The organism is Sphingomonas sp. GW821-FHT02B09, assembly GCF_059421875.1.
Genome location: NZ_JBWKVV010000004.1, coordinates 89223 through 113361 on the forward strand (window position 1 = coordinate 89223; position 24139 = coordinate 113361).

Genomic DNA, 24139 nt, shown 5'->3' on the forward strand with positions numbered 1-24139 from the left:
CTCAATAATCCTTCGAATATTTGAGGCGGGCGTCCGATCCGCCGGCCGAGCCGGTCGAGGTGAGCAGGCTCAACGCCTTGGTGAGCGCGATCTCGAGCTGCGTCGCGGTATAGCCGCGCGCGTCGGTGACGATCTCGACGTAGATGTTGTCGGTCAGGTATTTGCCCGCCGCCAGGCTGGTACCGCGACCGCTCGCCTCGTCGGCGCCGAGCACGCGCAGCCGGTCGAACCCGGTCGCCGAACGCAGCTTGCCGAGCGGGTTGAGCCCGCCGCCACCCGAGCCGCGCAGCGAGTTGAGCGCGCTGGCCAATTGCAGTGCCTCGGTCGCCGAGAGGTTCTCGGGGTTGGTGCCGAACAGCAGGCGGCTGAGCACTTCGTCCTGCGGCAGCGCCGGGGTCGAGGTGAAGGCGATCTGCGGGCGCTGACCGGTGCCGGTGATCGCGATCACCGCGGTGATGCCGTTGACCGTCGTCGAGGCCTGGATGTTGATGTCCGGATCGGTGAGCTGGCCGCCACGGAAGCGGATCGTGCCGCGCGTGACGTCGAAGCGCTTACCCGCGAAGGAGTAGGTGCCGCGCACCAGATCCAGCCCTCCGGTGATGACCGGCGCCACCGAGGTACCGCCGACCTTGAGGTTCATCTCCCACTCGGACTCGAGGCCCATGCCCGACACGAACAACTGGTTGGCGGCGCGGACGGTGAGGTCGAGCTTGATCAGGCTGACCGGCGCCGGCTTGGGCCGGTCGGTCGGCCGCGGCGTCACGATCTGGCTCTTGCGGCGGATGCCGGTGAGTTCGGGAACCTCGGCAGAGCCCTGACGGATGATCTCGTAGCGCGCCTCGGGGATGTTGAGGTTGCCCTGCAACAGGCCACCGTCACGTCCGTAAGTGAAGCGGATGTCGCCCGAGGTGGTCGCCGACAGGGCATCGCTCTTGGCGAGCTGCGCATTGTCGAGCTTGGCACGCAGGTCGATCGGGAAGCCGCTCGCCGCGGCGAGGCCGACGCTGCCCTGTGCCTGGACGGTGCCGTTGCCGGCACGCGCCGACATGCTGGTCAGTTCGAGGCGATCGTTGGTGAAGCGGGCGGCGATCTTCATCTTCGACAGGCGGGTCCCGTAGGTTTCGTTGTCGTAGGTGAGATTGTCGGCGCGGATCAGGCCGTTGAGCTGCGGCGCGGCGACCCGGCCGGAGAAATCGGCGGCGACCGCAATCGGTCCGCTAAGCTGCTGGTTGGGCAGCGCGGCGAGACTGAACAGCACGCCCGACGGACCGTTGTAGCGGATGCCGCCGGACAGCGGCGCCTGCATCAGCCGCGTCATCCACGAGCCCGCACCCGGCGGCAGCGGCCGCAGCGTGGCGAGCAAGCGGCCGACGGTGGTCGGTCCCCGCTTGACCAGCGCGCGCGCCTCGCCGCCGTCGGGTACGAGCCGGCCGACGAACTGGACGTCGACGGGCTCGGATACCGCGGCGAGGCCGGTGCGCTGGAAACCGGCGATGGTGACGCGGGCGTCCGCCTGCGGAATCGACGCGCCCTGCTGGCGATAGTCGAGGCTGCCGGTGACCGCGCCCGACACGCCGAGATTGGGGACGAACGCCGACAGCATCGACAGATTGAGCCGGTCGAGCCGCGCCTGCGCCGAGGTGACGCCGCCGCCGAACGACCCGGCGATGCGCGTCGAGCCGGCGGTCGCGCCCTGGCCGAAGTCGATCCGCGTCGCGGCGAGGCGATAGCTGCCGCCCGCCTTGGTGACGTGCGCCGGATTGACGGTGCGGAACGGGATGTTGTTCGCCTGCCCCTGCGCGGCGATCAGATAATCGTCGGGCGACAGGCGGGCGTTGAGCGCGACACGCAGCGGCACGCCGCTGGAGCCGGTGAGCAGCGCCTGCGCGGTGCCGCGACCGCCGACATAGTTCACCTTGGCGCGCATCGCCTGGATGACGAAGGCATTGTAGCGCGTGTCGGCGACCTGGACGTCGGCGACCACCTGCGGTGCCTTGGGCGTCATCACGACGCTGGCGTTGACGATCGCGCGGCCGATGGTGAAGTCGGCATAACCGGGGATGGTGGCGTTATAGGCGCGTGCGGCGACGTCGGCACGCTGGCTGCCGCCCTGATCGGCGAGACGGACGTTGCCGGTGATGCCGCGGCCGGCGAATTGCAGCGCGCCGGCAAACGGGCCCGCCGGCGTGGCGGCGACCCGGCCACTTCCGACGATGCCGGCAAAGACGAGGCGATTGACGTCGACGGTAAGGCGCGGGCTCGGCCGGACCAGCACGTCGGCGGTGAACGGCCCGTAATTGGTGCCGCCGCTCGCGGTGACCGCATAGGCGCCGCCGCGGCCGACGACGCGGGCGTTGAGATCGACGAGACCGACGCCGACACCCGGCTTGGATGCGCGCAGCACGACGACGGGCGCATCCGCGCTGCCGGTGACACGCGCGGTGAGCGGACCATATTGCGTCGAATAAGCATCGGCGGACACCGCCACCGCGCCGCTTGCCGGATCGAACCTGCCCTCGCCGCGGGTGATGCGGAATTGCGGCGCGTTCATCCGCAGATTGGCGAAGGTGACGATGCCTTCGGGGCTGTAGCCGATGTCGCTGCGCACCACCGCATTGCCGCCAAGGAAGTCGCGGACGCCGTTGTTGAACAGCTGCCTGGTCTGCGCGACGACGCGGCCGGTGATGCCGAAGCCGCCGCGCGCGCCGGGGACGAGCTTGGCATCGGTCGACAGATCGAGGATGCCGATGCTCTGGAGCCGATAATTGTTGACGCGGCCCTTGAGCGCGCCGGTGTAGCGGCCGGTCGCGGTATTGGCGACGACGATCGCGGTGGCGTCGATATTGTCCGAGCGGATGCGCAGATTGTCGGACAGGATATTGGGCATCGAAATGGCGAAATCGCCCTGGATGCGGACGTTGTTCGTCAACCCGCCGACCGCGGCATTGAGCCCGGTGACGCGGCGCGCGCGGGCATTGACCGGCACGAGGATGCGGTCGCTGTTCACCCGCGCCAGCCCCTCGGCATAGACGTTCTCGACCGTCGTCGTGCCGAAGCCCAGAGCGGCGGCGTTGATCTTGTAGTTCACCGTCGGCGTCGCGAAAGCGCCGTCGAGCACGACGCGCGCCATCACGTCGCGGCCGCGGACGTTGGGGGCGATCGCGCCTGGGGTGAGCAGTCGCGCATCGACCGCGAAATTGCCGAACCTGCTGTTGGCGAGGTCGATCAAGCCGCCGGCGTCGACCGCCAGCGCGGCCGACTTCAGCCGCAGCCGGGTATCGGCCTTGCGATCGTTGAGCGTGGTGTCGATCGCCAGATCGAGCCGCGGGGCGGTCAGTCGCTCGACCGGGCCCTGCATGTAGAGACCGGGGGTGGCGAAGCCGCGCAGCTCGATATGGCCGTCGCGCGCGTTGACGTTGATATCGGCGAGTTGCCCGCCGCCAAGCGTGGCGAGCGCACGGCCCTGCCACGCCTTCCAGCTGCCACGGCCGTGGACCGTCGCGGTCAGCGGCGCCTTGAGCGAGCCCATCGTCGCGACGACGCCGCCGACCGGCGCGTCGAGCTTCAGATTGACGTCGAGCTTGTTCTGGTCGGGAACGGCATCGAGCTTGAGATGCAGCGTGTCGCCGCCGGCGACCCCTGCCCCCTTGAGCGCGGCGGCGTCGGTGACGAGCTGCGCGCGGCGGTCGGCGATATGCACCGCGCCGTCGAGGCGGACGATATGTGTCTGACCGGTCACCGGCTTAGCGATCACCAGCCGGCCGACGTGCAGCCGGTTGACGTCGATGTCGAGATCCGGGAGCAGCGGCGCGTTGGGGTCGCTCGGCGTCTGCTTGAGCTCGGGCTTGCGCGCGAGCGTGACGAGGTCGATCGAGAGACTGCGCACGTCGACATGGTTGCTGGCGAAGGCGAACGGCCGCCAGTCGACGCTGAGCTTCGGACTGGTCAGGAAGACACCCTTGGGGTCGGCGACGCGGACGTCGGACAGCACCATCTGGCCGTAGAGCGAACCGTCGATCCGCCCGACCTTGATGTTGAGGCCCGAGGCGGTGGTATAGCCGCCGATCCGGTTGGCGACGAAGCGGCGGCCCGGATCGGTGTTGATGCCGAGCACCACCACGCCGACGAGCACGACGAGGCCGAGCACGGCGATCAGCAGCCATTTCAGGACGCTCTGCCACAGCGGACGCTTGGTCACGGCCGGGGCGTCGGTCGTTTCGTAATCGGGCTGCGCCATCAGAATGCCTGCCCGATCGAGATGTAGAGCGCGACCTTGCCGTCGCCCGGCCGCGGATTGAGCGGTGTCGCCACGTCGATCCGCATCGGCCCGAAATTGGTGTAGAAGCGGCCGCCGATACCGGCGCCGAACTTCAGATCCGAGCCCTTGGGCAGGCTCGATTCATAGCTGTTGCCGGCATCGAGGAACGGCACGATGCCGAAATTGCCGAAGCGATAGCGCGCTTCCAGTGCGAATTCGTTGAGGCTACGTCCGCCGACCGGATTGCCCTGCGGATCGAGCGGCCCGAGTCGCTGATAGCCGTAACCGCGCACCGAACCGCCGCCGCCGCCATAATAGCGGCGCGACGGCGCCAGATCGTCGCGATCGATGCCCTGAATCGAGCCGGCCTTGGCGCGGCCGGCGATCACGAGGCTGGACGAGATCGGATAATAGACCGTGCCTTCGATCATCGTGCGCACATACGGCCGCACCCCGCCGTTGACCGAGCCTTCCGGGCTGAGGTTGAGGCGCAGGCGATAGCCGCGCGTCGGGTTGAGCAGGCTGTCCGACGTGTCCCATTCGACCTGGCCGGGCAGAGCGACGATGCCGTAGGTCCGGCGGACGGTGTCGCCGCGTGCGAAGTCGTAGACACTCTCGTTCGTGCCGACGAGCTCGCCGCCGTAGTAATAAGTGAAGCGCTTCTGCCAGATCGGCGTCGAGACGCGGCTCCAGCGCGCCGACAGCGTACCCGTGAAAGCATCGAACGCGTCGTAGCTCTGGTGGACCGCGCTCGCGATCGCGGTGAAGGTCTTGTCGCGTTGGCCCGCGTTGGAGCGGCGGAAGGTGCCCGACAGGCCCTGTTCCTGCGTACCGGCGACGACGGTGCCGATCAGCGCGCCCTCCGGCGGGAACAGGTTGCGGTGCGTCCAGCTGCCCTCGGCCTTGAAGCCCTGCCCGGTCGAATAACCGGCGCTGCCGGCGAGGCTGCGCGGCGGCCCTTCGGTCTGGCGGACGAGCAGGTCGATCGCCTCGGTGCCGTCGGCATTGGTGCGGCCGGTGCGCTGCGGCTCGACCGCTACGCTGCGGAACAGGCCGGTGGCGACCAGCGCGTCGCGCAGATCGTCGGTCTTGCGGCTGTCGTAGAGGTCGCCGCTCTTGAAGCGCGGGAAGACGTTGAGATGATCGACGCCGAACACCGGATCGCCGGTGGTGACGAGCTGGCCGAAACTGGATCGCGGACCGGTATCGACCGGCAGCGTATAGGCACCGGTCGCCTGTTCGGCCTGGTCGTCGAGCAGGATGTCGCGCTCGCCGACCTTGACGAAGGGATAGCCCTGTTGCGGCAGGACGAGACTGACGTTCGCCTCGGCGCCCTGGATGCGCGCCGCCTCGATCGGATCGCCGACGCGCAACGGCAGGTTGCGGGTGACGAGGTCCGCCGGGACGACCGGCTGCGTGTCGACCTTGACCGACGACAGGCGATAGAGGCGACCGGGCGTGCCGGTGACCGTCGCCTTCAGACGGCCGGGCTTGTTCGGGTCGGTGCTGGCCGGCGTCTCGATCAGCGAGATCGCGGTCGCGTCATAATAGCCGAGCGACTTCATCAGCCGCACCGCGAGCGCCTCGTCCTCGCGGGCGCGGGCGGCCACCTGCGTCGCGTTGGCGGCCTTGCCCTTGCCTTCCTTGAGGGCGGACAGGCTATTGAACTGGCCGGCGAGATCGAGCTTTTCGAGCCCCTTGAGTTCCGTATCGTACCGGATCTCGGGCGCGTCCTTGTCCTTGATGTCGGCGGCGGTCTGCAACGGCGCGGTATCGAAGGTGTTGAGCGGCTGGAGCGGCTGCGCGAGTTCGGGGTTCTCGGCGGCGGCGGGGGGCAACGTGCCGTCGGCGGCGACGAGCGGTTGCGTCGTCGCGGGGACCGCCGGCGTGCTCGCGGTCGGCGTGCCGGCCTGCTGCGCCGGCATCGGTTCAAGCGGGGCGTTGATGTCGCCGGTCAGTGGCGGCAGGCTGGCGTTGAATTCGCTGTCGGGGACGATCGGCGCATTGGCGTCGGTCGGGGAACCGACGGTCTGCGGATCGGTCTTCGGGCCATCGGGACCGCGCGCAGGAGCGGTGCCTTGCTGCTGGTTGAATTGCGCCGCCGTCGGCGCCGCAGCGACCAAGGCGATGGCCAGCCAATACTGTCGTCCGGTCAGAACTCGCACGCGTTCCCGTTCCCCTTTGCGAGAGCGTTCGCGTTCGAATCCACCCCCAAGCCTACCGACAACGTTCCGCAGCCGCGTCGGTTGCACCGCAACAGGAAAATAGGTGCCGATGATCGGGCTTCGACTTCCGTTCCAAGGGGTTGGCGTCCGATGCGTGCCCCCCGCTCAGTCGCCCCGGCCTTGTGCCGGGGTGACCGGGGATGGAGGCGATCGCTCCGCCTCAGTCGCGCAGCAGGTCGTTGATGCTGGTCTTGCTGCGGGTCTGCGCGTCGACGCGCTTGACGATCACCGCACAATAGAGGCCGGGCTTGCCGTCGCTGCCGCCGGTCGTGCCGGGGACGACGACCGCATAAGGCGGCACTTCGCCCTTGAAGATTTCGCCGGTGGCGCGGTCGATGATCTTGGTCGAGGCGCCGAGATAGACGCCCATCGACAGGACCGCGCCCTCGCCGACGCGGACCCCTTCCGCCACTTCGGAGCGGGCGCCGATGAACGCGCCGTCGCCGATGATGACGGGGTCGGCCTGCAACGGCTCGAGCACGCCGCCGATGCCGGCGCCGCCCGAAAGGTGGACGTTCCTGCCGATCTGCGCGCAGCTGCCGACGGTCGCCCAGGTGTCGACCATCGTCCCCTCGCCGACGTGTGCGCCGATGTTGACGAAGCTTGGCATCAGGATCGCGCCGGGGGCGACATAGGCGCCGCGGCGTACGACGCTGCCCGGCACCGCGCGGAAGCCGGCAGCACGGAATTCGGCCTCGCTCCAGCCGCTGAACTTGGACGGCACCTTGTCGAACCAATGACCGGCGCCCGGATCGTTGTCGATCAGCACATTGTCGTTGAGGCGGAAGCTGAGCAGCACCGCCTTCTTGAGCCACTGATTGACGCGCCACCCACCCGCGCCGTCGGGCTCGGCTACGCGCGCCTCGCCCGCATCGAGCAGCGCCAGCGCGCGATCGACCGCGAGCCGGACCTCGCCGGTGGTGGCGAAGCCGAGCGACGCGCGATCCTCCCATGCGGTGTCGATGACGGTGGACAGATCCTGGCTCATGATGCCTCCATGATATGCTGCAGCCACGACGCGAGATCGTGGACGATGAAGTCGATGAAATCGCGGCCCTGTTCGGGTCCCTGTTCGGAGCCGTTGTCGATCCAGACGGTGGTCATGCCGATCGCCTTGGCGGGCGCGAGATTGCGCGCCATGTCCTCGAAGAACACCGCGCGGGTCGGCTCGATCGCCAGTCGCGCGCACAGGTTCGCATAGGCCGAGGGATGCGGCTTGGGGACGAGGTCCATCGCGTGGATGTCGTGGATCGCCTCGAACGCCTCGCCGAGGCCGAGTCGGTCGAGCACTTTCAGCGCATAGGGTTTGTCGCCGTTGGTGAAGACGAGCTTGCGCCCCGGCAGGCTGGCGATCGCCGCGGCGAGCGGCGCATCCCGTTCGAGCACGTCCATCTCGATATCGTGGACCTCGGCGAGGAAGTCGTGCGGATCGACGTCGTGATCCGCCATCAGCCCGGTCAGCGTCGTGCCGTGGCGGTGGAAATAGTCCTTCTGCACCACCCGCGCCGCATCCCACGGCAGATCGAGCAGCCGCGCGACATAGTCGGTCATGCGGTGATCGATCCGCGCGAACAGGTTGGCGCGCGCCGGATACAGCGTGTTGTCGAGATCGAAAATCCACGTATCGATCGGGGCGAGCCGGGGGTCCATGGCCGCGGCGTCTAGGCGGCGGCGGCAACGGGTACAAGCAAGCCAAACATTTTCGTTTAACTTTCGCCGCTTATGTCCGTTATAGACACAAAGCGAATCAGGGCGGGCAGGTAATGACGACAAAGACTTGGTTGACGGGCGGCGCCGCCCTGGCGGCGCCGCTGTTTCTCGCTGCCTGCGGTGGCGGCGGGGTGAACAGTGTTCCGGCACCGCCGACCGCGCAGACGCCGGCGCCGACACCGACGCCGATCGTGACGCCGACTCCCGCGCCCGCCCCGACGCCGTCGCCGACCCCGGCACCGACTCCGGCGCCCACGTCGTCCCCGCCGTCCGCCTCCGCGATGACCAGCAACGACACGCCCGAATATCGTGCCGCGGTCGGCGCGGTGTCGATGAACGCGCTGGCCGCCTACAACAAGGGCGCGACCGGGGCCGGCATCAACCTTGCGGTGATCGACAGCGGCATCGACCTGCAAAGCCAGGAATTCAGCGGACGACTGTCGAGCGCGTCGCAGGATGTCGCCGGCAATGCGTCGATCGCCGACGAAGGCGGCCATGGGACCGCGGTCGCCTTCGCCGCGGCGGGCCGGCGCAACGGCACGGGATCGCAGGGCGTCGCCTTCGATGCGACGCTCACCGTGCTACGCGCCGATCGTCCGGGCTCCTGCGCGTCGAGCGGCGACGCCGGCGGCGATACCGGCTGCAAGTTCGGCACCGATGCGATCACCAAGGGCGTCGACGCGGCACGGGCCGCCGGCGCGCGCGTCATCAATTTGTCGCTCGGCGGCACGACGATGCCGCAATCGCTGATCGACGCGATCGGCCGCGCCACCGCACGCGGCATCATCGTCGTCATCGCCGCGGGCAACGACGGCAGCGACAATCCCGACGCCTTCACCTCGGTCGCCAGCAGTGCCGCGGCACGCAATCTGGTGATCGTCGCCGGCTCGGTCGGCACCAACGACGTCATCTCCTCCTTCAGCGACAAGGCCGGGACGGGCGCCGCGCATTATCTGACCGCCGTCGGCGAGAAGGTCCGCGCGCCCAACCAGAGCGGCGCGGCCTATCTCTGGTCGGGCACCTCCTTCGCCGCGCCGCAGATCTCCGGCGCGATCGCGCTGCTCGCGCAGGCGTTTCCGAACCTCAGCGGTGCGCAGATCGTCGACCTGCTGTTCCGCACCGCGCGCGACGTCGGCGCAGCGGGGGTCGACAGCGTCTACGGCAATGGCGTGCTCGACCTCACTAAGGCGTTCCAGCCGGTCGGCACCACCAGCGTCGCCGGTTCGCACATCGGCGTATCGCTCGCCAGCAACGCGACGCTGTCGGCGCCGATGGGCGATGCGACCGTCGGATCTCTCGGCGCCGTCATCCTCGACAGCTACAACCGCGCCTTCGCGATCGATCTCGCCGGTACGATCGACCGCGCCGGGCCGCAGCCGGTGCTTGCCGGCGTATTGCAGAACCGCCAGCGCAACCTCGCGATGGCGACCGGCGACATGACCGTCTCGCTGACGCTGGCGCCGCGGGCGAACGGCGATATCGCGCTCCAGCGCAGCATGATGACCGACACGCAGGCGACGACGGCGCGCGCCATCGCCGGCGCGGTGACGCAGCGGCTTGGCGAGAAGACGCGCTTCGGCTTCGCCTTTTCACAGGCCAGCGGCATGATCGGCGCGCAGATCGCCGGGCAGACGCAGCCCGCCTTCCTCGTCGCGGGACAGAATGGCCTCGGCTTCGACGGCATCGCCCGCTCCGCCGGCGCGCTGCGCCAGGAGGTGGGCGGCGTCGGCCTGACCGCGACGATCGAGACCGGCGACGTCACCGCGCGACGCGACGCGCTGCTCGCCGGGCTGAGCCCGTATCGCCGCTCCGGCTACGACCGGGTGACCGTGATGGCGGACAAACGCTGGGGCGGGCTGGCGACGACGCTGTCGCTGAGCAACCTGCGCGAGGCGGACACGTTGCTTGGCGCCCGGTTCGACGGCGGGCTCGGCGCGGCGCGGGCACGGAGCTGGTTCGTCGATATGGATGCCCGCTGGACGATGGGTGCGGGCTGGACGCTGGGCGGATCGTGGCGGCACGGCTGGACCGACGCGGCGCTGCGCGGCGGCATGGCCGGCAGCGGGCGGCTGACCACCGCCGCCTTCGCCGCGGATGTCGGCAAGGACGGCGTGTTCGGCCGCGACAGCTTCGGCCTGCGGATCGCGCAGCCGCTGCGCGTCGCGCGCGGCGGCATCGATTATCGCCTGCCGACCAATTACGATTATGCGACGCTGACCGTCACCGACTGGACGATGCAGCGGCTCAACCTGGCGCCGCAGGGCCGCGAAGTTGACGTTGAGGCGCGCTATCGTGTGCTGCTCGGCCGCGGCGATCTCCAGACCAATCTGTTCTGGCGGCGCGACCCGGGCAATTACGCCGCCCTGCCCGCGGACGTCGGCGGAGCGCTGCGCTACACGATCGGCTTCTGATTGCAGCAACGGAGGCGCGTCCCCATCTGCTGCGGCATGACACGCTTCTCCCTGCTCGATCTGGTGCCCGTCGTCGAAGGCGGCACCGTGGCGCAATCGCTGGCCAATGCCGCCGACCTCGCGCGGCACGCCGAGACGCTGGGCTACCAGCGCTATTGGGTGGCCGAGCATCACGGCATGCGGGGCATCGCCAGCGCCGCCACCGCGGTGGTGATCGGCCATATCGCCGCCGCGACCAGCCGCATCCGCGTCGGTGCCGGCGGCATCATGCTGCCCAACCACGCCCCGCTGGTGATCGCCGAGCAGTTCGGTACGCTCGACGCGCTGTTCCCCGGCCGGATCGACCTCGGGCTCGGCCGGGCGCCGGGATCGGACCAGCGCGTCGCGCGCGCGATGCGGCGGACGCTGGAGACCGATCCCAACGCCTTCCCGCAGGACGTGATGGAGCTGCAGAGCTATTTCGCCGACGACGGCCGGACCGGCATCGCCGCGACGCCGGGCGCGGGCGCGAACGTGCCGCTGTGGATCCTGGGATCGAGCACCTTCGGCGCGCAGCTCGCCGCGGCGCTGGGCCTGCCCTATGCCTTCGCGTCGCATTTCGCGCCGGATGCGCTCGATGCGGCGCTGGCGATCTACCGCCGCGACTTCCGCCCCTCGGCGCAGCTCGCCAAGCCGCATGCGATGGCGGGCTTCAACGTCTTCGCCGCCGAAACCGACGAGGAAGCGGAATTGCTGGCGAGCTCGCAGCAGCAGTCGTTCGTCGCGCTGCGCACCGGCAACCCGCGCCAGCTGCCGCCGCCGGTCGCCGGCTATCGTGCCGGGCTCGGCGCGCAGGGAGCGTCGATCCTCGACCATGTGCTGCAATGTTCCGCGGTGGGCTCGCCGGCGACGGTGGCACGGCAGACCGCGGCGTTTATCGAACGAACCGGGGTCGACGAGGTGATGGTCGCCAGCGCGATCTACGATCACGAGGCGCGCAAGCGCAGTCTGGCGATCACCGCCGAGGTGATGAGCGGGCTGACCGTTCCCGCCTGAGCGCGGCGTGCCGCGCCGCCGCGTCGAGCAGCGCGTCGAGGTCTTCGCGCGCGATGTCGAAGCTCTCGTGCATCCCGGCGAGCGCGGCGTCGATGTCCGCCGCCGCGAACGGCGATGGTGTCGGCACCGGCGCGGCGGGCCGATGCGGATAGGCATGACGCGACAGGCGATGGAAGAACATGCCGGCGAGCATGAGCAGCGCCGAATCCAGCCCGACCGGCAGCCAGGGGTACAGCCAGCTGTCGGGCAGATGGCCGGCGGCGAGCACGACACCGAGCGCGACCGCGCCGCCCGGCGGATGCAGGCAGCGCAGCAGCGACATCACCACGATCGCGCCGCCGACCGCGAGGGCCGCCGCGGCGACGGGCGTGGCCACGCATTGCGCGACCAGCAGGCCCCATAGCGCCGACAGCAGATTGCCGCCGATCACCGGCCAGGGCTGCGCGAGCGGGCTCGCCGGTACGGCGAAGACCAGCACGGCACTTGCCCCGATCGGCGCCACCAGCAGCGGCAACGATCCCTCTCCGGCGAGGACGGCGGCGAGGATGCCGGTCAGCGCGATGCCGAACGTCGCCCCGACGCCGGCGACCAGCCGGTCGCGCAGCACCGCGCCGGCGAGGATCGGACGGAAGATCATGCGCCGCGCGGTAGCGGCTGCGGCGATCGTGGCAAGACCGACGCTTTATCCTGTTTGGGAAGAACGAACCCGAATCGGCTCGGACTGGCTTCGGCTCGTCTGGGCCTATGCGAAAGCCCCCATCGTCGGGAAATCAGCGCAGTGCTCCTGCGAAAGCAGGGGCACTGGTGGGTTTTTAAGCGATCGCGAACCAGTCCGGGGGACGAATCAACCGCGTCCCTCACCCCGCCGCGGGCAGGCGCAGGCGGACCATCAGGCCGCCGAGATCCTCGCTTTCCTCGAGACTGACCGTGCCGCCGTAGATCTCCGCCACGTCGCGGACGATCGCGAGACCGAGCCCGGTCCCCGGCTTGCCGGTGTCCAGCCGCACGCCGCGGTCGAAGATGCGCACCCGGTCTTCCTCGGGGATGCCCAAGCCGTCGTCCTCGATCAGCAGTTCGACGAAACCGGCCTCGGCGCCAACGGTGACGAAGACGCTGCCACCGCCGTATTTGGCGGCATTCTCGATCAAATTGCCGAGCATCTCGTCGAGATCCTGCCGCTCGACATGGACCTGCAGGTCGCGGGGTCCGGTGACATCGATGCGGACGTGCCGATAGAGCCGGCCGACCGCGCGCTCGACTGATTCGACACTCGGCCACACCTCGGCGCGGCTGTGCGCCGAGCCGCGGCGGCCGACGGCGCGGGCGCGGGCGAGGTGATGGTCGACCTGCCGCCGCATCGTCCGCGCCTCGCGGATCACCGTGTCGGCGAGATCGTCCGATTGCGCGGTGGCGGCGTTCATGATGACGGTGAGCGGCGTCTTGAGCGCGTGGGCAAGGTTGCCGGCGTGGCGCCGCGCCTCCTCCGCCTGGCGTTCGTTATGCTCGATCAGCGCGTTCAATTCCTCGACCATCGGCGCGACCTCGTCAGGCATCGCGGTGGAGATGCGGTTCGACTGGCCGGCGCGCATCCGTGCGATCTCGTCGCGCACCCGGCGCAGCGGCCAGAGGCCGTAGAAGGTCTGCAACCAGACGAGCACGATCAGCCCGAGGCCGAGCAGCGCGAAGCTGCGAATCAGCGTGCGGCGGAGAACGGCGATCTGGGCGTCGAGTTCACCGCGGCTCTGCGCGACCTGGAACCGCCAATGGACCTTAGATCCGGGAATCTGTGCGTCCCGCTCGACGATCCGCAAAGTCTCGTCGGGGAATTGCTTGCTGTCGTAAATGTGGACGTTGCGGTCATCGTGACTGCCACCGAACCCCAGTCGGCGGTCCCAAAGAGACCGCGAGGTAAAGGCGTTCTGGACCGATACCCCCGGCGCCGAAACCTGCCAGTAAAGGCCGGAATTGGGTTCGATGAAGCGTTGATCAGCGGCAGCCTGACGGCTGAAATAGACATCGCCTTCCGGGTCGATCATCGCAGAGGCCAGCAACGAGCGCAGCACGTACTGCATCTGCGTATCGAAGTTGTTCGTCACCGCGTTGCTAAGCACGCGGTCGAGCGCGAAACCCCCTCCGAACAACAGCAGCCCGATCCACGCCGCGGCAATCAGGATCATCCGCCGCGACAGCGATCCCGTCGTCGCCGCACGTTGGCGCGGCGGGGCTTCGGCGAGCGGTGGCGTGTCCATGACGGTAAGACCCGATCCGATCGACGGATCAGGCGTCGGGATCTTCGAGGCTGTAGCCGAGACCGCGGATCGTGGTGATGACGTCCTGTCCAAGCTTCTTGCGGATGCGCGTCACGAACACCTCGATCGTGTTCGAATCGCGATCGAAATCCTGATCGTAGATATGTTCGATCAGCTCGGTGCGGCTGACCACCTTGCCCTTGTGGTGGAGCAGGTAGCTGAGCAGCTTGTATTCCTGCGCGGTCAGCTTGACCGGCTCGCCGGCCTTGGTGACCTTGCCCGAGCGGGTGTCGAGGCGGACGTCGCCCGCGGTCAGCTCCGACGAGGCATTACCCGAGGCGCGGCGGATCAGCGCGCGCAGACGGGCGATCAGCTCCTCGGTCTGGAACGGCTTGGCGACGTAATCGTCGGCGCCGGCGTCGAGCCCCGCCACTTTGTCCGACCAGCTGTCGCGCGCGGTGAGGACGAGGACGGGCATCGTCTTGCCCTCCTTGCGCCAGCGGTCGAGCACGGTCAGCCCGTCGATCTCCGGCAGGCCGAGGTCGAGCACGATCGCGTCGTAATTTTCGGTCGAGCCGAGGAAATGCCCCTCCTCGCCGTCGGTGGCGAGATCGATGGCATAGCCCGCGCCTTCGAGGGTGTTCTTGAGCTGCTGGCCGAGATTCGGCTCGTCCTCGACGATCAGAACGCGCATGTGATCCCCCTTAATTTCCGGTGCGGCCGATGATCTGGCCCGAGCGGCCATCGACATCGACCCAGACGACGACGCCATCGCGCATGAATTTCAGCGTGTAAACCGCGGTGCTGAAATCGAGGTCGAAGCCGAGATATTCATAGCCTTTCATCGTCGGGATGACGCGGGCCTCGATCGCGCGCGGCGAGAGCACCTCGCCCTTGCGGCGGGCGTCATAGGCGCGCGCCTGATCGCTGCGACGCTGGTCCGGTGCCTGCGCGACGGCGGGAGACATTGCGGCGACCATCGCGAATAACATGAGGGGCACGACCATCTTCATGAGGACTGGCATAGGCGGAAGGCATTGAACAGCCTGTGAATGGAGCAGTCGCAAAGCATTGGGAGCGATGCTGGTTCCCGGTGACGGGCGCGGGCGCGCTTGCCGCGGGCGCTCCGGCCCCCTACCTGCGCCGGCCATGGCTGCCCCAATCCTTGCGTACGAAGACCTTGGCGTGATCCAGGGCCATGGCTGGCTGTTCCGCCACCTCGACATCCACATCGGCGCGCGCGACCGGCTGGCGCTGATCGGGCGCAACGGCGCGGGCAAGACGACCCTGCTCAAACTGATCGGCGGGCTGATCGACAGCGACGAAGGCCGGCGCGTCATCGTGCCCGGCACCCGCGTCGTGCTGCTCGAACAGGAGCCGAGCCTCGCCGGCTGCGCAACGCTCGCCGATTACGTGCTCGGCGGCACCGATGCGCCCGAGCGGCACGAGGCCGATGCGATCGCCGACCAGCTCGGCATCGACCTGTCACGCGAATCCACCTCGGCTTCGGGCGGCGAGCGGCGGCGCGCGGCGATCGTCCGCGCGCTGGCGCAGGACCCCGACGTGCTGCTGCTCGACGAGCCGACCAACCATCTCGACATCGCCGCGATCGACTGGCTGGAGGACTGGCTGGGCCGCTTCCGCGGCGCGTTCGTCGTCATCAGCCACGATCGTACCTTCCTCACCCGGCTGACCAAGCAGACCCTGTGGATGGACCGCGGCTCGATCCGCCGCGCCGAGATCGGCTTCGGCGGGTTCGAGGCGTGGACCGAACAGGTCTATGCCGAAGAGGAGCGCAACGCGCAGCGGCTCGACGCCAAGCTCAAGATCGAGGAGCATTGGTTGCAGCGCGGCGTCACCGGCCGGCGGCGGCGCAATCAGGGGCGGCTCGCCAAGCTCAAGGACATGCGCGCCGAGCGCGCCGCGATGATGGGGCCGCAGGGCTCGGCGAACCTCGTCACGGCGTCCGACGACAGCAAGACCAAGGTGGTCATCGACGTCAAGCACGCCACCAAGAGCTATGGTGACCGCACCATCATCCGCGACCTCAACCTGCGCGTGACGCGCGGCGACCGGATCGGCATCGTCGGGCGCAACGGCGCGGGCAAGACGACGCTGCTCAAGCTGCTGACCGGCGAGTTGCAGCCCGACGACGGCGAGGTGAAGCTCGCCAAGACGCTCGACGGCGTGATCATCGACCAGCAGCGCAGCCTGATGGCGCCGACCAAGACGGTGCGCGAGGTGCTGGCGGACGGCGGCGACTGGATCGACGTGCTGGGCGTGCGCAAGCATATCCACGGCTATCTCAAGGAGTTCCTGTTCGATCCCAGCCTTGCGGAGGCGAAGGTTGGCACGCTGTCGGGCGGCGAGCGCTCGCGGCTGCTGCTGGCGCGCGAGTTCGCACGCGAATCGAACCTGCTGGTGCTCGACGAGCCGACCAACGACCTTGATCTCGAGACGCTCGACCTGTTGCAGGAGGTGATCGCCGATTACGGCGGCACGGTGCTGATCGTCAGCCACGATCGCGACTTCCTCGACCGGACGGTGACGGTGACGCTGGGGCTCGACGGTTCCGGGACGGTCGATGTCGTCGCCGGCGGCTATGAGGATTGGGAGCGGCAGCGCAAGAAGCCCGCCGAGGCGAGGAAAGCCGCCGCACCCAAGGCCGCCCCCCCTCCCCCGGCGCAGCCGAAGACCAAGCTGACCTACAAGGACCAGCGCGACTACGACCAACTGCCGGCGCGGATCGAGGCGATCGATGCGGCGATCGCGCGCGACGAGGCGCTGCTCGCCGATCCCGCGCTATACGTGCGCGATCCCAAGCGCTTCGCCGCGCTGACCGCGGCGATCGATGCGGCGCGGGAGGAGAAGGACGCCGCCGAGATGCGCTGGCTGGAACTCGCCGAACAGGTCGAGGGGCTCGGCTAGGCCGGCAGGTCCATCGTCACCGTGGTGCCGTCCGGGCCTTTCTCGGTGGCGAGCGTGCCGCCCGCCTGGCGCGCGAACGCGGGGATGAGGCGCGAGCCCAGGCCGTGGTCGATGCCGGTCGGCGCGGCGGCGGCGGGCATGCCGACGCCGTCGTCGCTGACGATCAGCGTGCAGCCGCCGGGCCGCTGCCGGAAGCCGACGGTGATCGTGCCGCCGGCCCGGCCGCCGAAGGCATGTTTGGCGGCGTTGGTGACCAGCTCGTTGACGACGAGGCCGATCGACACCGCGCGGTCGCGCGGCACTTCGACCTCGTCGCTCGAACAGACCAGCGAGATGCCGCCGCGCAGCAGCAGCGCGTCCGACAGCGCCGAGCAGAGATCGCCGAGATAGCCGCGCATCTGCACCGCATCGCCCTGCCCGGCGCCGCGGTACAGGTGGCGGTGGGCCCGTGCGATGCTCTCGACGCGGTTGAGCGCGGCGCCGAGCGCCTCCGCCGCATCGCCGTCGGACCGGCGACGCTGGATGTCGAGGATCGACGTGACGATCGCGAAATTGTTCTTCATGCGATGGTCGATCTCCTGCAGCAGCAGGTCGCGATCGGCGATCTCCTGATCCCGCTCCATCGTCGCGCGCCGAACCGCACGGCGGAACAGTTCGGCGGTGGCGACCGTGATCACCGCCGCGACGACGATGAAGCCGAGCGTCACCGCGGCATTGCGATCTGGGATGCGGAACCCCGCGGTGGCGGGAAACGCATAGGCCCAGGCGTAGAAGATGCCGACCAATCCGGAGAGCGCGCCGGCTGGCCAGCGCGCGAACAAGGTCGCGAGCATCATCGCCGGAAAGCACAAGGCGAAGGGCGCGCCATCCCCGACGGTCAATCGATCGAGCGCGGTGTAGAACAAGATCGCGGTCGCCGCGGTGAACAGCCCGACCGACACCTGCGTCACGGCCCGCGGCACCGCAGGCGCGAGGCGTATAGTCAGATCGAGTTCACTCAGCCGCGACACACGCGGACTGAGCCGTTACGGCTCTATGCTGTCAAGCACTTTGCCCCATGATTGACAAAGCTTTTACCTGATCTCGCGCAAGCTTCGCCCTGCCCGGCCGGCAAGCTCGGTAACATATTGCCACGCGACCCGGCCCGACCGGCTGCCGCGACGCGTCGCCCAGTTGATCGCTTCCGCCGCGTCGAACGGCAATTCGTATCGCGCCGCATAAGCCGCGACGATCGCGCAATAATCGTCCTGATCGAGCGCGTGGAAGCCGAGGCTGAGGCCGAACCGGTCGGCAAGGGCGAGCTGGTCGTCGATACTGTCGCGCGGGTTGATCGCACCATCTTGTTCCGCGATGTCACGCACCACGAGATGGCGGCGGTTGGCGGTGACCAGCAGCCGCACGTTGTCCGGACGCGCCTCCGCACCGCCTTCCAGCAGGGAGCGCAACATGCGCGCCTCGGCGGGCAAGTCGATGCCGAGGTCGTCGAGGAACAAGGCGAACGCACGCGGGATCGGCGCGAGCAGCGTGAACAGCTGCGGCAGCGTGTCGAGCGCGGCGACCTCGACCAGCGCGATCCCGCCGCCCTCGCCCTGCACCGCGCCGATCGCGGCCTTGACCAGCGCCGACTTGCCGGTGCCGCGCGCGCCCCACAGCAGCACGTCCTGCGCCGCGGCACCGGCGGCGAGGCGGCGCAGATTCTCGACCAAAGCGTCGCGCTGGCGGTCGACGCGGATCAGCAGGTCGAGCGGCAGCGGCGTGAAGGCACGCGCGGCGACCAGCGCGCCGTCGCGCCAGACGTAAGCGGGGTGCGCCTGCGGATCGTCGCTGGCGGGCGGCGGCGGAGCGAGGCGGTCGAGCGCCGCGGCGATACGGTCCAGGGGATCGGTCATGCCGCGGTGATGACCGCGCCACTCCGTCGGCGCAAGCGATCAAGGGGGCGATCAGGCGGCGATCCGGCGGGCATGCGTGGCGATCACCGGGTCGCCGGGGGCGAGCGCGACCGCCTTGGCGGCGAGCTGCCGTGCCGCCGCCAGATCGCCCGCCGCGGCGAGCGCCACCGCATAAGCGTCGCATACGCCGGCGTTCATCGGGGCGAGCCGATAGGCGGCACGGCCATAGCTGCGCGCCACCGCCGCGTCCGCATCCGCCCCGCCGCCGGCATAGGCCAAAGCGAGATCGGCGAGCAGCGCGGCGTCGCGATTGCCGCCCATGCGGCGGACGCTCTCCAGCGTCTCGATCGCCGCGTCCGTCTCGCCGTTGCGGACCTGCCAATGGCCGAGGATGCGGCGGCCGGACAGGCTTTGCGGGTTCTGGCCGAGGTAGAGCGACAGCGCCGCCGCCGCCTCGCGCGGGCGACCCGCCCGGCCCCAGGCATCGACCAGCCGCAGCATCGTCGGTTCGTCGAAGGCGAGGCTGGCGGCGCGCGCATAGACCTGCGCCGCCTCGGCGAAGCGGCCGCCGATCGCGAGCGCGTCGCCCAGGACGGTCTGCGCGGCGGGCGCGCCCGGGCTGGCGGCGGCGAGGCCCCGCGCGCGCGCGATCGCACCGGCGGTATCGCCGCGGCCGAGCTGCGCGCGGATGACGCCGAGCAGGTAATTGGGATCGGTCGGGTCCTCGCGCGCATCGGCGAGCAGCGCGGCGGGATCGTCGTCGCTGGCGAAGGCGGCGGGGCCGCCATGCGCACCGGCCGCGGCACGGTCGAGATAACGCGCCGCGGCGACGCGGTCCCCGGTCGCCTCGAAGGCGCGGGCGACGAGGGTCAGCGTATAGCCATCGGCATCGTCGCGCAGCGCGATCGGCTGCAACTGGTCGAGGGCGCCCTGCGCATCGCCCGACCGTAGCAGCGCCGCACCGAGCAACCGGCGGACCGCGACGTTCATCGGCTGATCCGCCGCGAGCTGGCGCCAAGTGCCGATCGCGCGTTCGGTCTGGCCGCGCGCGAAATCGAGACCGCCACCGAGCAGTGCCGCACCGGGCAAAGCGCCGATGCCGTCGCCGGCGCGCTGGAGCAGATCGCGCGCCAGCTCGCCGCGCCCGGCACGCGCGGCAAGCACCGCCTGAAGGTAGAAGGCCTGCGGACTGCCCGGCCGCGCGGCGAGCGCGCGGCGGGTGGCATCGAGCATATCGGCGTTGCGCCCGACCTCGCCGAGCGTCGCGGCATATTCGATCAGCGCCGGGTGATAATAAGCGTCGCGCTCCAGCGCGGCCTCGAACCAGGGCAGCGCGGCGACCGGGCCATAGCGGGTGCGGACGATCTCGGCCTGCAAGGCGAGCGCGACCGGATCGCCCGGCGCGAGCCGCTGCGCCCGCGTCGCGGCATCGGCGGCCGCGACGATCTCGCCGGCGTCGAGGCGGATGCGACCGAGATCGGTCCAGGCGGCGGCGTCGCGCGGCGTACGTTGGAGCAGACCGGCGAGCGCCTGTGCGGCGGTGCCGCTGTCGCCCTGCATCGCCAGCGCGCGGGCGCGGGCGCGGATCGCCTCGCCGTCGCCGGCCGGCGCGCGCGCGGCGGTGTCGATCGCCCCTTGCCAGTCGGACTGGAGGAAGCGGGCCTGCGCGCGCAGGCCGGCGATGTCGGCGGGCGCGATGCGCAGCGCGCGGGCACGGCTCAACGCCCCCTCCGCCGCGACGCCGTCGCCGAGCCGCAGATAGGCGCGGGCGAGCAGCAGCATCGCCGGTCGCGATCCGGGCGCGCCGGCGAGCGCGGCGAGCGCATGGTTGCGGGCGGCGCTGTAATTGCCGATGCGATAAGCGGTGCCGGCGTCACGCAGCGCCACGGCGGGGTCGATCCGCGGCGCGGGACGCAGCACCAGCAGCGCGACAAGCGCCGCGACCAGTGCGAGCACGACGAGCGCGATCACCTGCCGACGGCGCGGGCGCGGCCAGACGATCCGCCGGCGGCGCTTGCCGGGCAGCAGGGGATAGCGGCGATCAGCCATGCAGATCATAGCTCTTGAGCAGATCGTACAGCGTCGGCCGACTGACCCCGAGCAGCCGCGACGCGCCGGAGATATTGCCGTCGGCCTGCGCCAGCGCCTGACGGATCGCCTTGCGGTCCGCCGTCTCGCGCGCGCTGCGCAGGTTGAGCGGCAGCGCATCGGCCGCGGTCGCGTCGAGATCGAGATCGAGATCGGCGGCGGTCACCGATTTGCCGTCGGCCATGATGACCGCGCGCTTGATCCGGTTCTCCAGTTCGCGAACGTTGCCCGGCCAGCCCCAGGCGTCGATCGCCGCCAGCGCATCGGGCGCGAGGCCGGTGACGGCGGGGTTCATCGCCGCGGCGTGGCGCCGGACGAAGGCGCGGGCGAGCAGGCTGGCGTCGCCCGGCCGCTCGGCGAGGCCGGGGATACGCACGACGATCTCGGCGAGGCGGTAATACAAATCGTCGCGGAAGCGTCCGTCGGCGACCATCGTGCCGAGGTCCTGATGCGTCGCGCAGACGATGCGGGTGTCGACCGGGATCGGCTTGCGCCCGCCGATCCGCTCGATGACGCGCTCCTGCAGGAAGCGCAGCAGCTTGACCTGCAACGGCAGCGGCACGTCGCCGATCTCGTCAAGGAACAGGGTGCCGCCCGCCGCCTGTTCGATCTTGCCCGGCGTCGTCTTGACCGCACCGGTGAACGCGCCCTTTTCGTGGCCGAACAATTCGCTTTCGAGCAACGTCTCGGGAATGGCGGCGCAGTTGATCGCGACGAACTCGCCACGGCGGCGCGGCGAATGATCATGGATGCCGCGGGCGAGCAGTTCCTTGCCCGTCCCGCTCGCACCGAGCAACATCACCGAAACATCGGCGGGCGCGACGCGCTCGATCGTGCGCACCACCTTCGCCATCTCGTCCGAGGCGTAGATCAATCCGCCGAATCCGGCCGCGGCGGTCTCGCGCGCGGCGAGGCGGCGGTTCTCCGCCTCCAGCGCATGGACGTGGAAGGCGCGGGCGACGATCAGGCCCAGCGCGTCGATGTCGATCGGCTTGGCGTAGAAATCCCAGGCGCCGAGTGCGATCGCGCGCAACGCGCTGTCGCGGGCGCCGTGGCCCGAGGCGACGATGATCTTGGTCGCGGGCTTGAGCGCCAGCATCTCGGCGAGCGTCGCGAACCCTTCGCTGGTACCGTCCGGATCGGGCGGCAGGCCGAGGTCGAGCGTCACCACCGCGGGCTCGCGGCTGCGCAGTGCCTCGATCGCTTCGGCGCGGGTGGCGGCGCCGACGATCTCATAGCCCTCATAGGCCCAGCGGAGCTGGCGCTGGAGCGCAAGATCGTCCTCGACGATCAGCAGGACGGGCTTGTCGGTCATGCGGCATGCTCCAGCGCGGGCGCGGCGGGGAGGGTCAGGCGGAAGCGGCTCCCCTCGCCTTCGCGGCTGGTCACGTCGAGCCGGCCGCCCATCTCCTCGGCGAGCTGCCGCGCCTCATAGGCACCGATGCCGAAGCCGGCGGGCTTGGACGAGGCGAAGGGCCGGAACAATTGGTCGCGGACGAAGGCGGCGCTCATCCCGCAGCCGGCGTCGATCACGTCGATAAACGCGCCGTCGCCGGTCGTGCCGGCGACGAGGTCGATGGTTGCGGTGGCCGGGCTCGCCTCGATCGCATTCTGAAGCAGGTGGCCGAGCAGTTGCTCCAGCCGGCCAGGCTGGGCGAGCGCCGTCCCCTGCCCCGCGACGCGCACCGGATGCTGGGCGCGGCGTCCGGCGGCGAGGCGCAGTGCGAGGCCGGCAAGGTCGACCGGCTGGAGCGGTTCGGGTGTCGCGCGATGGTGTTGCGACAGTCGGGCGAGCAAGGCGTTCATGCGGGCGGCGGAGTCCTTCAACGTCTCGACCATGTCGGCGCGGAATGCGGGATTGTCGGCGTGCCGCTCGGCGTTGCGCGCGACGAGGCTGAGGCCGCTGACCAGATTCTTGATGTCGTGGATGATGAAGGCGAAGCGGCGGTTGAACTCGTCGAAGCGCGCGGCGTCGGCGAGCGCGGCATGCGCGCGATCCTCGGCGAGATAGCTTGCCGCCTGCCGCCCGGCGACGCGGAGCAGGTCGAGGTCCTCCCAGTCGAGCGGCCGTTCATACGGCGGGCGGGCGAGCAGGATGACGCCGATCAGGCTGGTGCCGTGGATCAGTGGCACCAGCGCCCAAGCTTCGGCATGGTCGCCTATCCACTGCGGGATCGCCGCCGCCTCTTCGGCCGGCGCCGCGCCGCGACGGACCTGATCGAGCTCGACGATGCGCGCGCTGGCGGCGAGGTGGTCGCGCAGCGCCGCATCGGTGGTCCCCGCCTCGCGCCAGTGCCATGCGGCGCCGGGGGCGAGGCCGCTGCCGTCGGGCTCCAGCAGCACGCCCGCCGGCGAACCGGTCAGGTCGGCGATCGCGCGGACGATGCGCAGGTCGAGCGGATCGGCGCCCGCCCCCGGCGTGCCCAGCGTCGCGGTGAAGCGCTGCCATTCGGCGCGATAATCGTAGCGGTGGCGGAAGAAATGCTTGGCGACCTTCACCTTGAGCCAGGCGCGCAGCCACGGCGTCGACAGCAATGTCATCAGCGCGGTGGTCGCGCCGAGCACGATCGCGGTCTGCACGATGCGCACCGTGCTGCCGGCATAATGGTCGGCGATCCGGGTCAGCAGGATGGTGAAGGCCGCATAGAGCAGCACCGCCGCCACCGAGACGAAGCGCAGCACGATGCCGTGCGACACCGCGAGGCTGCGCGCGCTGCGGCGGGTGACGAGGACCAGCGCGACACCGGTGACGACGAAGCCGCGCAGGGCGAGCGCGGCGGGCGGCACGGCATCGAAGCCGTAGCCCAGCATCGCGACGAGCAGGTCGACACCCCACATCCCGCCGAGCGCGATGGCGACCGGTATCGCCGGCGCGGTGGCGCGCGACGCGCTGCCGGCGGCGACCTGATGCGCGAGCATCAGACCGGCGACCGCCGCGAGCATCGCCGCGATCAGCCGCAGCGCCTCGATCGCCGCCAGCGCATCACGGGCGAGCGGCAGCGTGTCGAGGATCGCGAGCAGCCCGGCCGCGGCGGTGATCGTCGCGGCGACCAGATAGACGGCGTAGAGCGCGACGCTGCCGCTCCGCCCCCGCCGCACGAGTGCGAGCAGCACCGCCAGCCAGACGAGGTTGCGCAGCGTTTCGCCGAGCCGCGCGGCGACATCGTCCGCACCGATCCCCGCCACCGCCAGCGCCCATAGAGCAGTCAGGATGCAGGCGAGCGTCAGCCCGTTGCGCGCCGCCCCCACGCCAGCCCCCAGGCCCTGCCGGCGCAACGCGCCGAGTGCGAGCAGGCCGAATGCCAGTGCCGCCAGCGCATGGCCCCAGAGGATCAGTGCCGCCATC

At 70.0% G+C, this 24139-nt stretch carries 16 protein-coding genes; 3 read left to right on the plus strand and 13 right to left on the minus strand.

Annotation, left to right across the window (positions count from 1 at the left end; all coding sequences use genetic code 11):
* Position 1 precedes the first annotated feature (1 nt).
* The 4 genes from AC07U4_RS17085 to AC07U4_RS17100 form a co-directional block, all read right to left on the minus strand.
* On the minus strand, positions 2 to 4237 hold the full coding sequence (locus AC07U4_RS17085) for a translocation/assembly module TamB domain-containing protein (RefSeq protein WP_495196246.1): 4236 nt from the start codon (positions 4235 to 4237) through the stop codon (positions 2 to 4).
* The gene (locus AC07U4_RS17090) at positions 4237 to 6414 is read right to left on the minus strand and encodes an autotransporter assembly complex protein TamA (protein WP_495196371.1); all 2178 of its coding nucleotides are present in this window, start codon (positions 6412 to 6414) and stop codon (positions 4237 to 4239) included. The genes AC07U4_RS17085 and AC07U4_RS17090 overlap by 1 nt, the downstream gene beginning before the upstream one ends.
* A 229-nt stretch (positions 6415 to 6643) precedes the next feature.
* Complete coding sequence (gene dapD / locus AC07U4_RS17095) at positions 6644 to 7471, minus strand: 2,3,4,5-tetrahydropyridine-2,6-dicarboxylate N-succinyltransferase (protein ID WP_495196247.1); 828 nt, start codon at positions 7469 to 7471, stop codon at positions 6644 to 6646.
* Positions 7468 to 8133: a pyrimidine 5'-nucleotidase gene (locus tag AC07U4_RS17100; RefSeq protein WP_495196248.1), complete on the minus strand. Its 666-nt coding sequence runs from the start codon at positions 8131 to 8133 to the stop codon at positions 7468 to 7470. The genes dapD and AC07U4_RS17100 overlap by 4 nt, the downstream gene beginning before the upstream one ends.
* A 113-nt stretch (positions 8134 to 8246) precedes the next feature.
* Here AC07U4_RS17100 and AC07U4_RS17105 point away from each other — a divergent pair, with 113 nt between their 5' ends.
* Together AC07U4_RS17105 and AC07U4_RS17110 are read left to right on the plus strand one after the other, a co-directional pair.
* Positions 8247 to 10604 carry a S8 family peptidase gene (locus AC07U4_RS17105; protein ID WP_495196249.1) on the plus strand — a complete coding sequence of 786 codons (2358 nt, stop codon included), beginning with the start codon at positions 8247 to 8249 and terminating at the stop codon, positions 10602 to 10604.
* Positions 10605 to 10640: 36 nt separating this feature from the next.
* Complete coding sequence (locus AC07U4_RS17110; protein ID WP_495196250.1) at positions 10641 to 11639, plus strand: LLM class flavin-dependent oxidoreductase; 999 nt, start codon at positions 10641 to 10643, stop codon at positions 11637 to 11639.
* Here AC07U4_RS17110 and AC07U4_RS17115 read toward each other — a convergent pair.
* The 4 genes from AC07U4_RS17115 to AC07U4_RS17130 all read right to left on the minus strand — a co-directional run bounded on the left by AC07U4_RS17115 (position 11599) and on the right by AC07U4_RS17130 (position 14895).
* A complete protein-coding gene (locus tag AC07U4_RS17115) occupies positions 11599 to 12276 on the minus strand; it encodes an HPP family protein (RefSeq protein ID WP_495196251.1) in 678 nt (225 codons plus the stop codon). The genes AC07U4_RS17110 and AC07U4_RS17115 overlap by 41 nt on opposite strands.
* A gap of 220 nt (positions 12277 to 12496) precedes the next feature.
* Complete coding sequence (locus tag AC07U4_RS17120) at positions 12497 to 13888, minus strand: sensor histidine kinase (RefSeq protein ID WP_495196252.1); 1392 nt, start codon at positions 13886 to 13888, stop codon at positions 12497 to 12499.
* A 28-nt stretch (positions 13889 to 13916) separates the two neighbouring features.
* On the minus strand, positions 13917 to 14582 hold the full coding sequence (locus AC07U4_RS17125) for a response regulator transcription factor (RefSeq protein WP_037533025.1): 666 nt from the start codon (positions 14580 to 14582) through the stop codon (positions 13917 to 13919).
* Positions 14583 to 14592: 10 nt separating this feature from the next.
* A complete protein-coding gene (locus tag AC07U4_RS17130; RefSeq protein ID WP_495189881.1) occupies positions 14593 to 14895 on the minus strand; it encodes a hypothetical protein in 303 nt (100 codons plus the stop codon).
* 142 nt (positions 14896 to 15037) lie between these two features.
* Between AC07U4_RS17130 and AC07U4_RS17135 the strand changes: the two genes are divergently transcribed.
* Positions 15038 to 16816 carry an ABC-F family ATP-binding cassette domain-containing protein gene (locus AC07U4_RS17135; RefSeq protein ID WP_495196253.1) on the plus strand — a complete coding sequence of 593 codons (1779 nt, stop codon included), beginning with the start codon at positions 15038 to 15040 and terminating at the stop codon, positions 16814 to 16816.
* Here the strand turns inward: AC07U4_RS17135 and AC07U4_RS17140 are convergent.
* From AC07U4_RS17140 to prsK, 5 genes are all read right to left on the minus strand, one after another.
* A complete protein-coding gene (locus AC07U4_RS17140; RefSeq protein ID WP_495196254.1) occupies positions 16813 to 17826 on the minus strand; it encodes a sensor histidine kinase in 1014 nt (337 codons plus the stop codon). The two genes, AC07U4_RS17135 and AC07U4_RS17140, sit on opposite strands and share 4 nt — an antisense overlap.
* 63 nt (positions 17827 to 17889) lie before the next feature.
* Positions 17890 to 18705 carry a DUF815 domain-containing protein gene (locus tag AC07U4_RS17145; RefSeq protein WP_038661971.1) on the minus strand — a complete coding sequence of 272 codons (816 nt, stop codon included), beginning with the start codon at positions 18703 to 18705 and terminating at the stop codon, positions 17890 to 17892.
* A 51-nt stretch (positions 18706 to 18756) separates the two neighbouring features.
* Entirely contained in the window at positions 18757 to 20754 is a 1998-nt protein-coding gene (locus tag AC07U4_RS17150) for a tetratricopeptide repeat protein (RefSeq protein ID WP_495196255.1), read from the minus strand.
* On the minus strand, positions 20747 to 22108 hold the full coding sequence (gene prsR / locus AC07U4_RS17155) for a PEP-CTERM-box response regulator transcription factor (RefSeq protein WP_495196256.1): 1362 nt from the start codon (positions 22106 to 22108) through the stop codon (positions 20747 to 20749). Before prsR ends, AC07U4_RS17150 begins: the two co-directional genes overlap by 8 nt.
* Positions 22105 to 24138 (minus strand): XrtA/PEP-CTERM system histidine kinase PrsK, encoded by a 2034-nt coding sequence (gene prsK / locus AC07U4_RS17160; RefSeq protein ID WP_038661979.1) that lies wholly within the window; start codon positions 24136 to 24138, stop codon positions 22105 to 22107. Before prsK ends, prsR begins: the two co-directional genes overlap by 4 nt.
* Between the last annotated feature and the right edge of the window lies 1 nt (position 24139).

What these genes read in the sequence shown, in the direction of transcription:
- AC07U4_RS17085 (WP_495196246.1), bottom strand. Translation starts at nt 4,237, where the DNA reads ATGGCGCAGCCCGATTACGAAACGACCGACGCCCCGGCCGTGACCAAG.
- dapD (WP_495196247.1), bottom strand. Translation starts at nt 7,471, where the DNA reads ATGAGCCAGGATCTGTCCACCGTCATCGACACCGCATGGGAGGATCGC.
- AC07U4_RS17100 (WP_495196248.1), bottom strand. Translation starts at nt 8,133, where the DNA reads ATGGACCCCCGGCTCGCCCCGATCGATACGTGGATTTTCGATCTCGAC.
- AC07U4_RS17105 (WP_495196249.1), top strand. Translation starts at nt 8,247, where the DNA reads ATGACGACAAAGACTTGGTTGACGGGCGGCGCCGCCCTGGCGGCGCCG.
- AC07U4_RS17110 (WP_495196250.1), top strand. Translation starts at nt 10,641, where the DNA reads ATGACACGCTTCTCCCTGCTCGATCTGGTGCCCGTCGTCGAAGGCGGC.
- AC07U4_RS17115 (WP_495196251.1), bottom strand. Translation starts at nt 12,276, where the DNA reads ATGATCTTCCGTCCGATCCTCGCCGGCGCGGTGCTGCGCGACCGGCTG.
- AC07U4_RS17120 (WP_495196252.1), bottom strand. Translation starts at nt 13,888, where the DNA reads ATGGACACGCCACCGCTCGCCGAAGCCCCGCCGCGCCAACGTGCGGCG.
- AC07U4_RS17125 (WP_037533025.1), bottom strand. Translation starts at nt 14,582, where the DNA reads ATGCGCGTTCTGATCGTCGAGGACGAGCCGAATCTCGGCCAGCAGCTC.
- AC07U4_RS17130 (WP_495189881.1), bottom strand. Translation starts at nt 14,895, where the DNA reads ATGGTCGTGCCCCTCATGTTATTCGCGATGGTCGCCGCAATGTCTCCC.
- AC07U4_RS17135 (WP_495196253.1), top strand. Translation starts at nt 15,038, where the DNA reads ATGGCTGCCCCAATCCTTGCGTACGAAGACCTTGGCGTGATCCAGGGC.
- AC07U4_RS17145 (WP_038661971.1), bottom strand. Translation starts at nt 18,705, where the DNA reads ATGACCGATCCCCTGGACCGTATCGCCGCGGCGCTCGACCGCCTCGCT.
- AC07U4_RS17150 (WP_495196255.1), bottom strand. Translation starts at nt 20,754, where the DNA reads ATGGCTGATCGCCGCTATCCCCTGCTGCCCGGCAAGCGCCGCCGGCGG.
- prsR (WP_495196256.1), bottom strand. Translation starts at nt 22,108, where the DNA reads ATGACCGACAAGCCCGTCCTGCTGATCGTCGAGGACGATCTTGCGCTC.
- prsK (WP_038661979.1), bottom strand. Translation starts at nt 24,138, where the DNA reads ATGGCGGCACTGATCCTCTGGGGCCATGCGCTGGCGGCACTGGCATTC.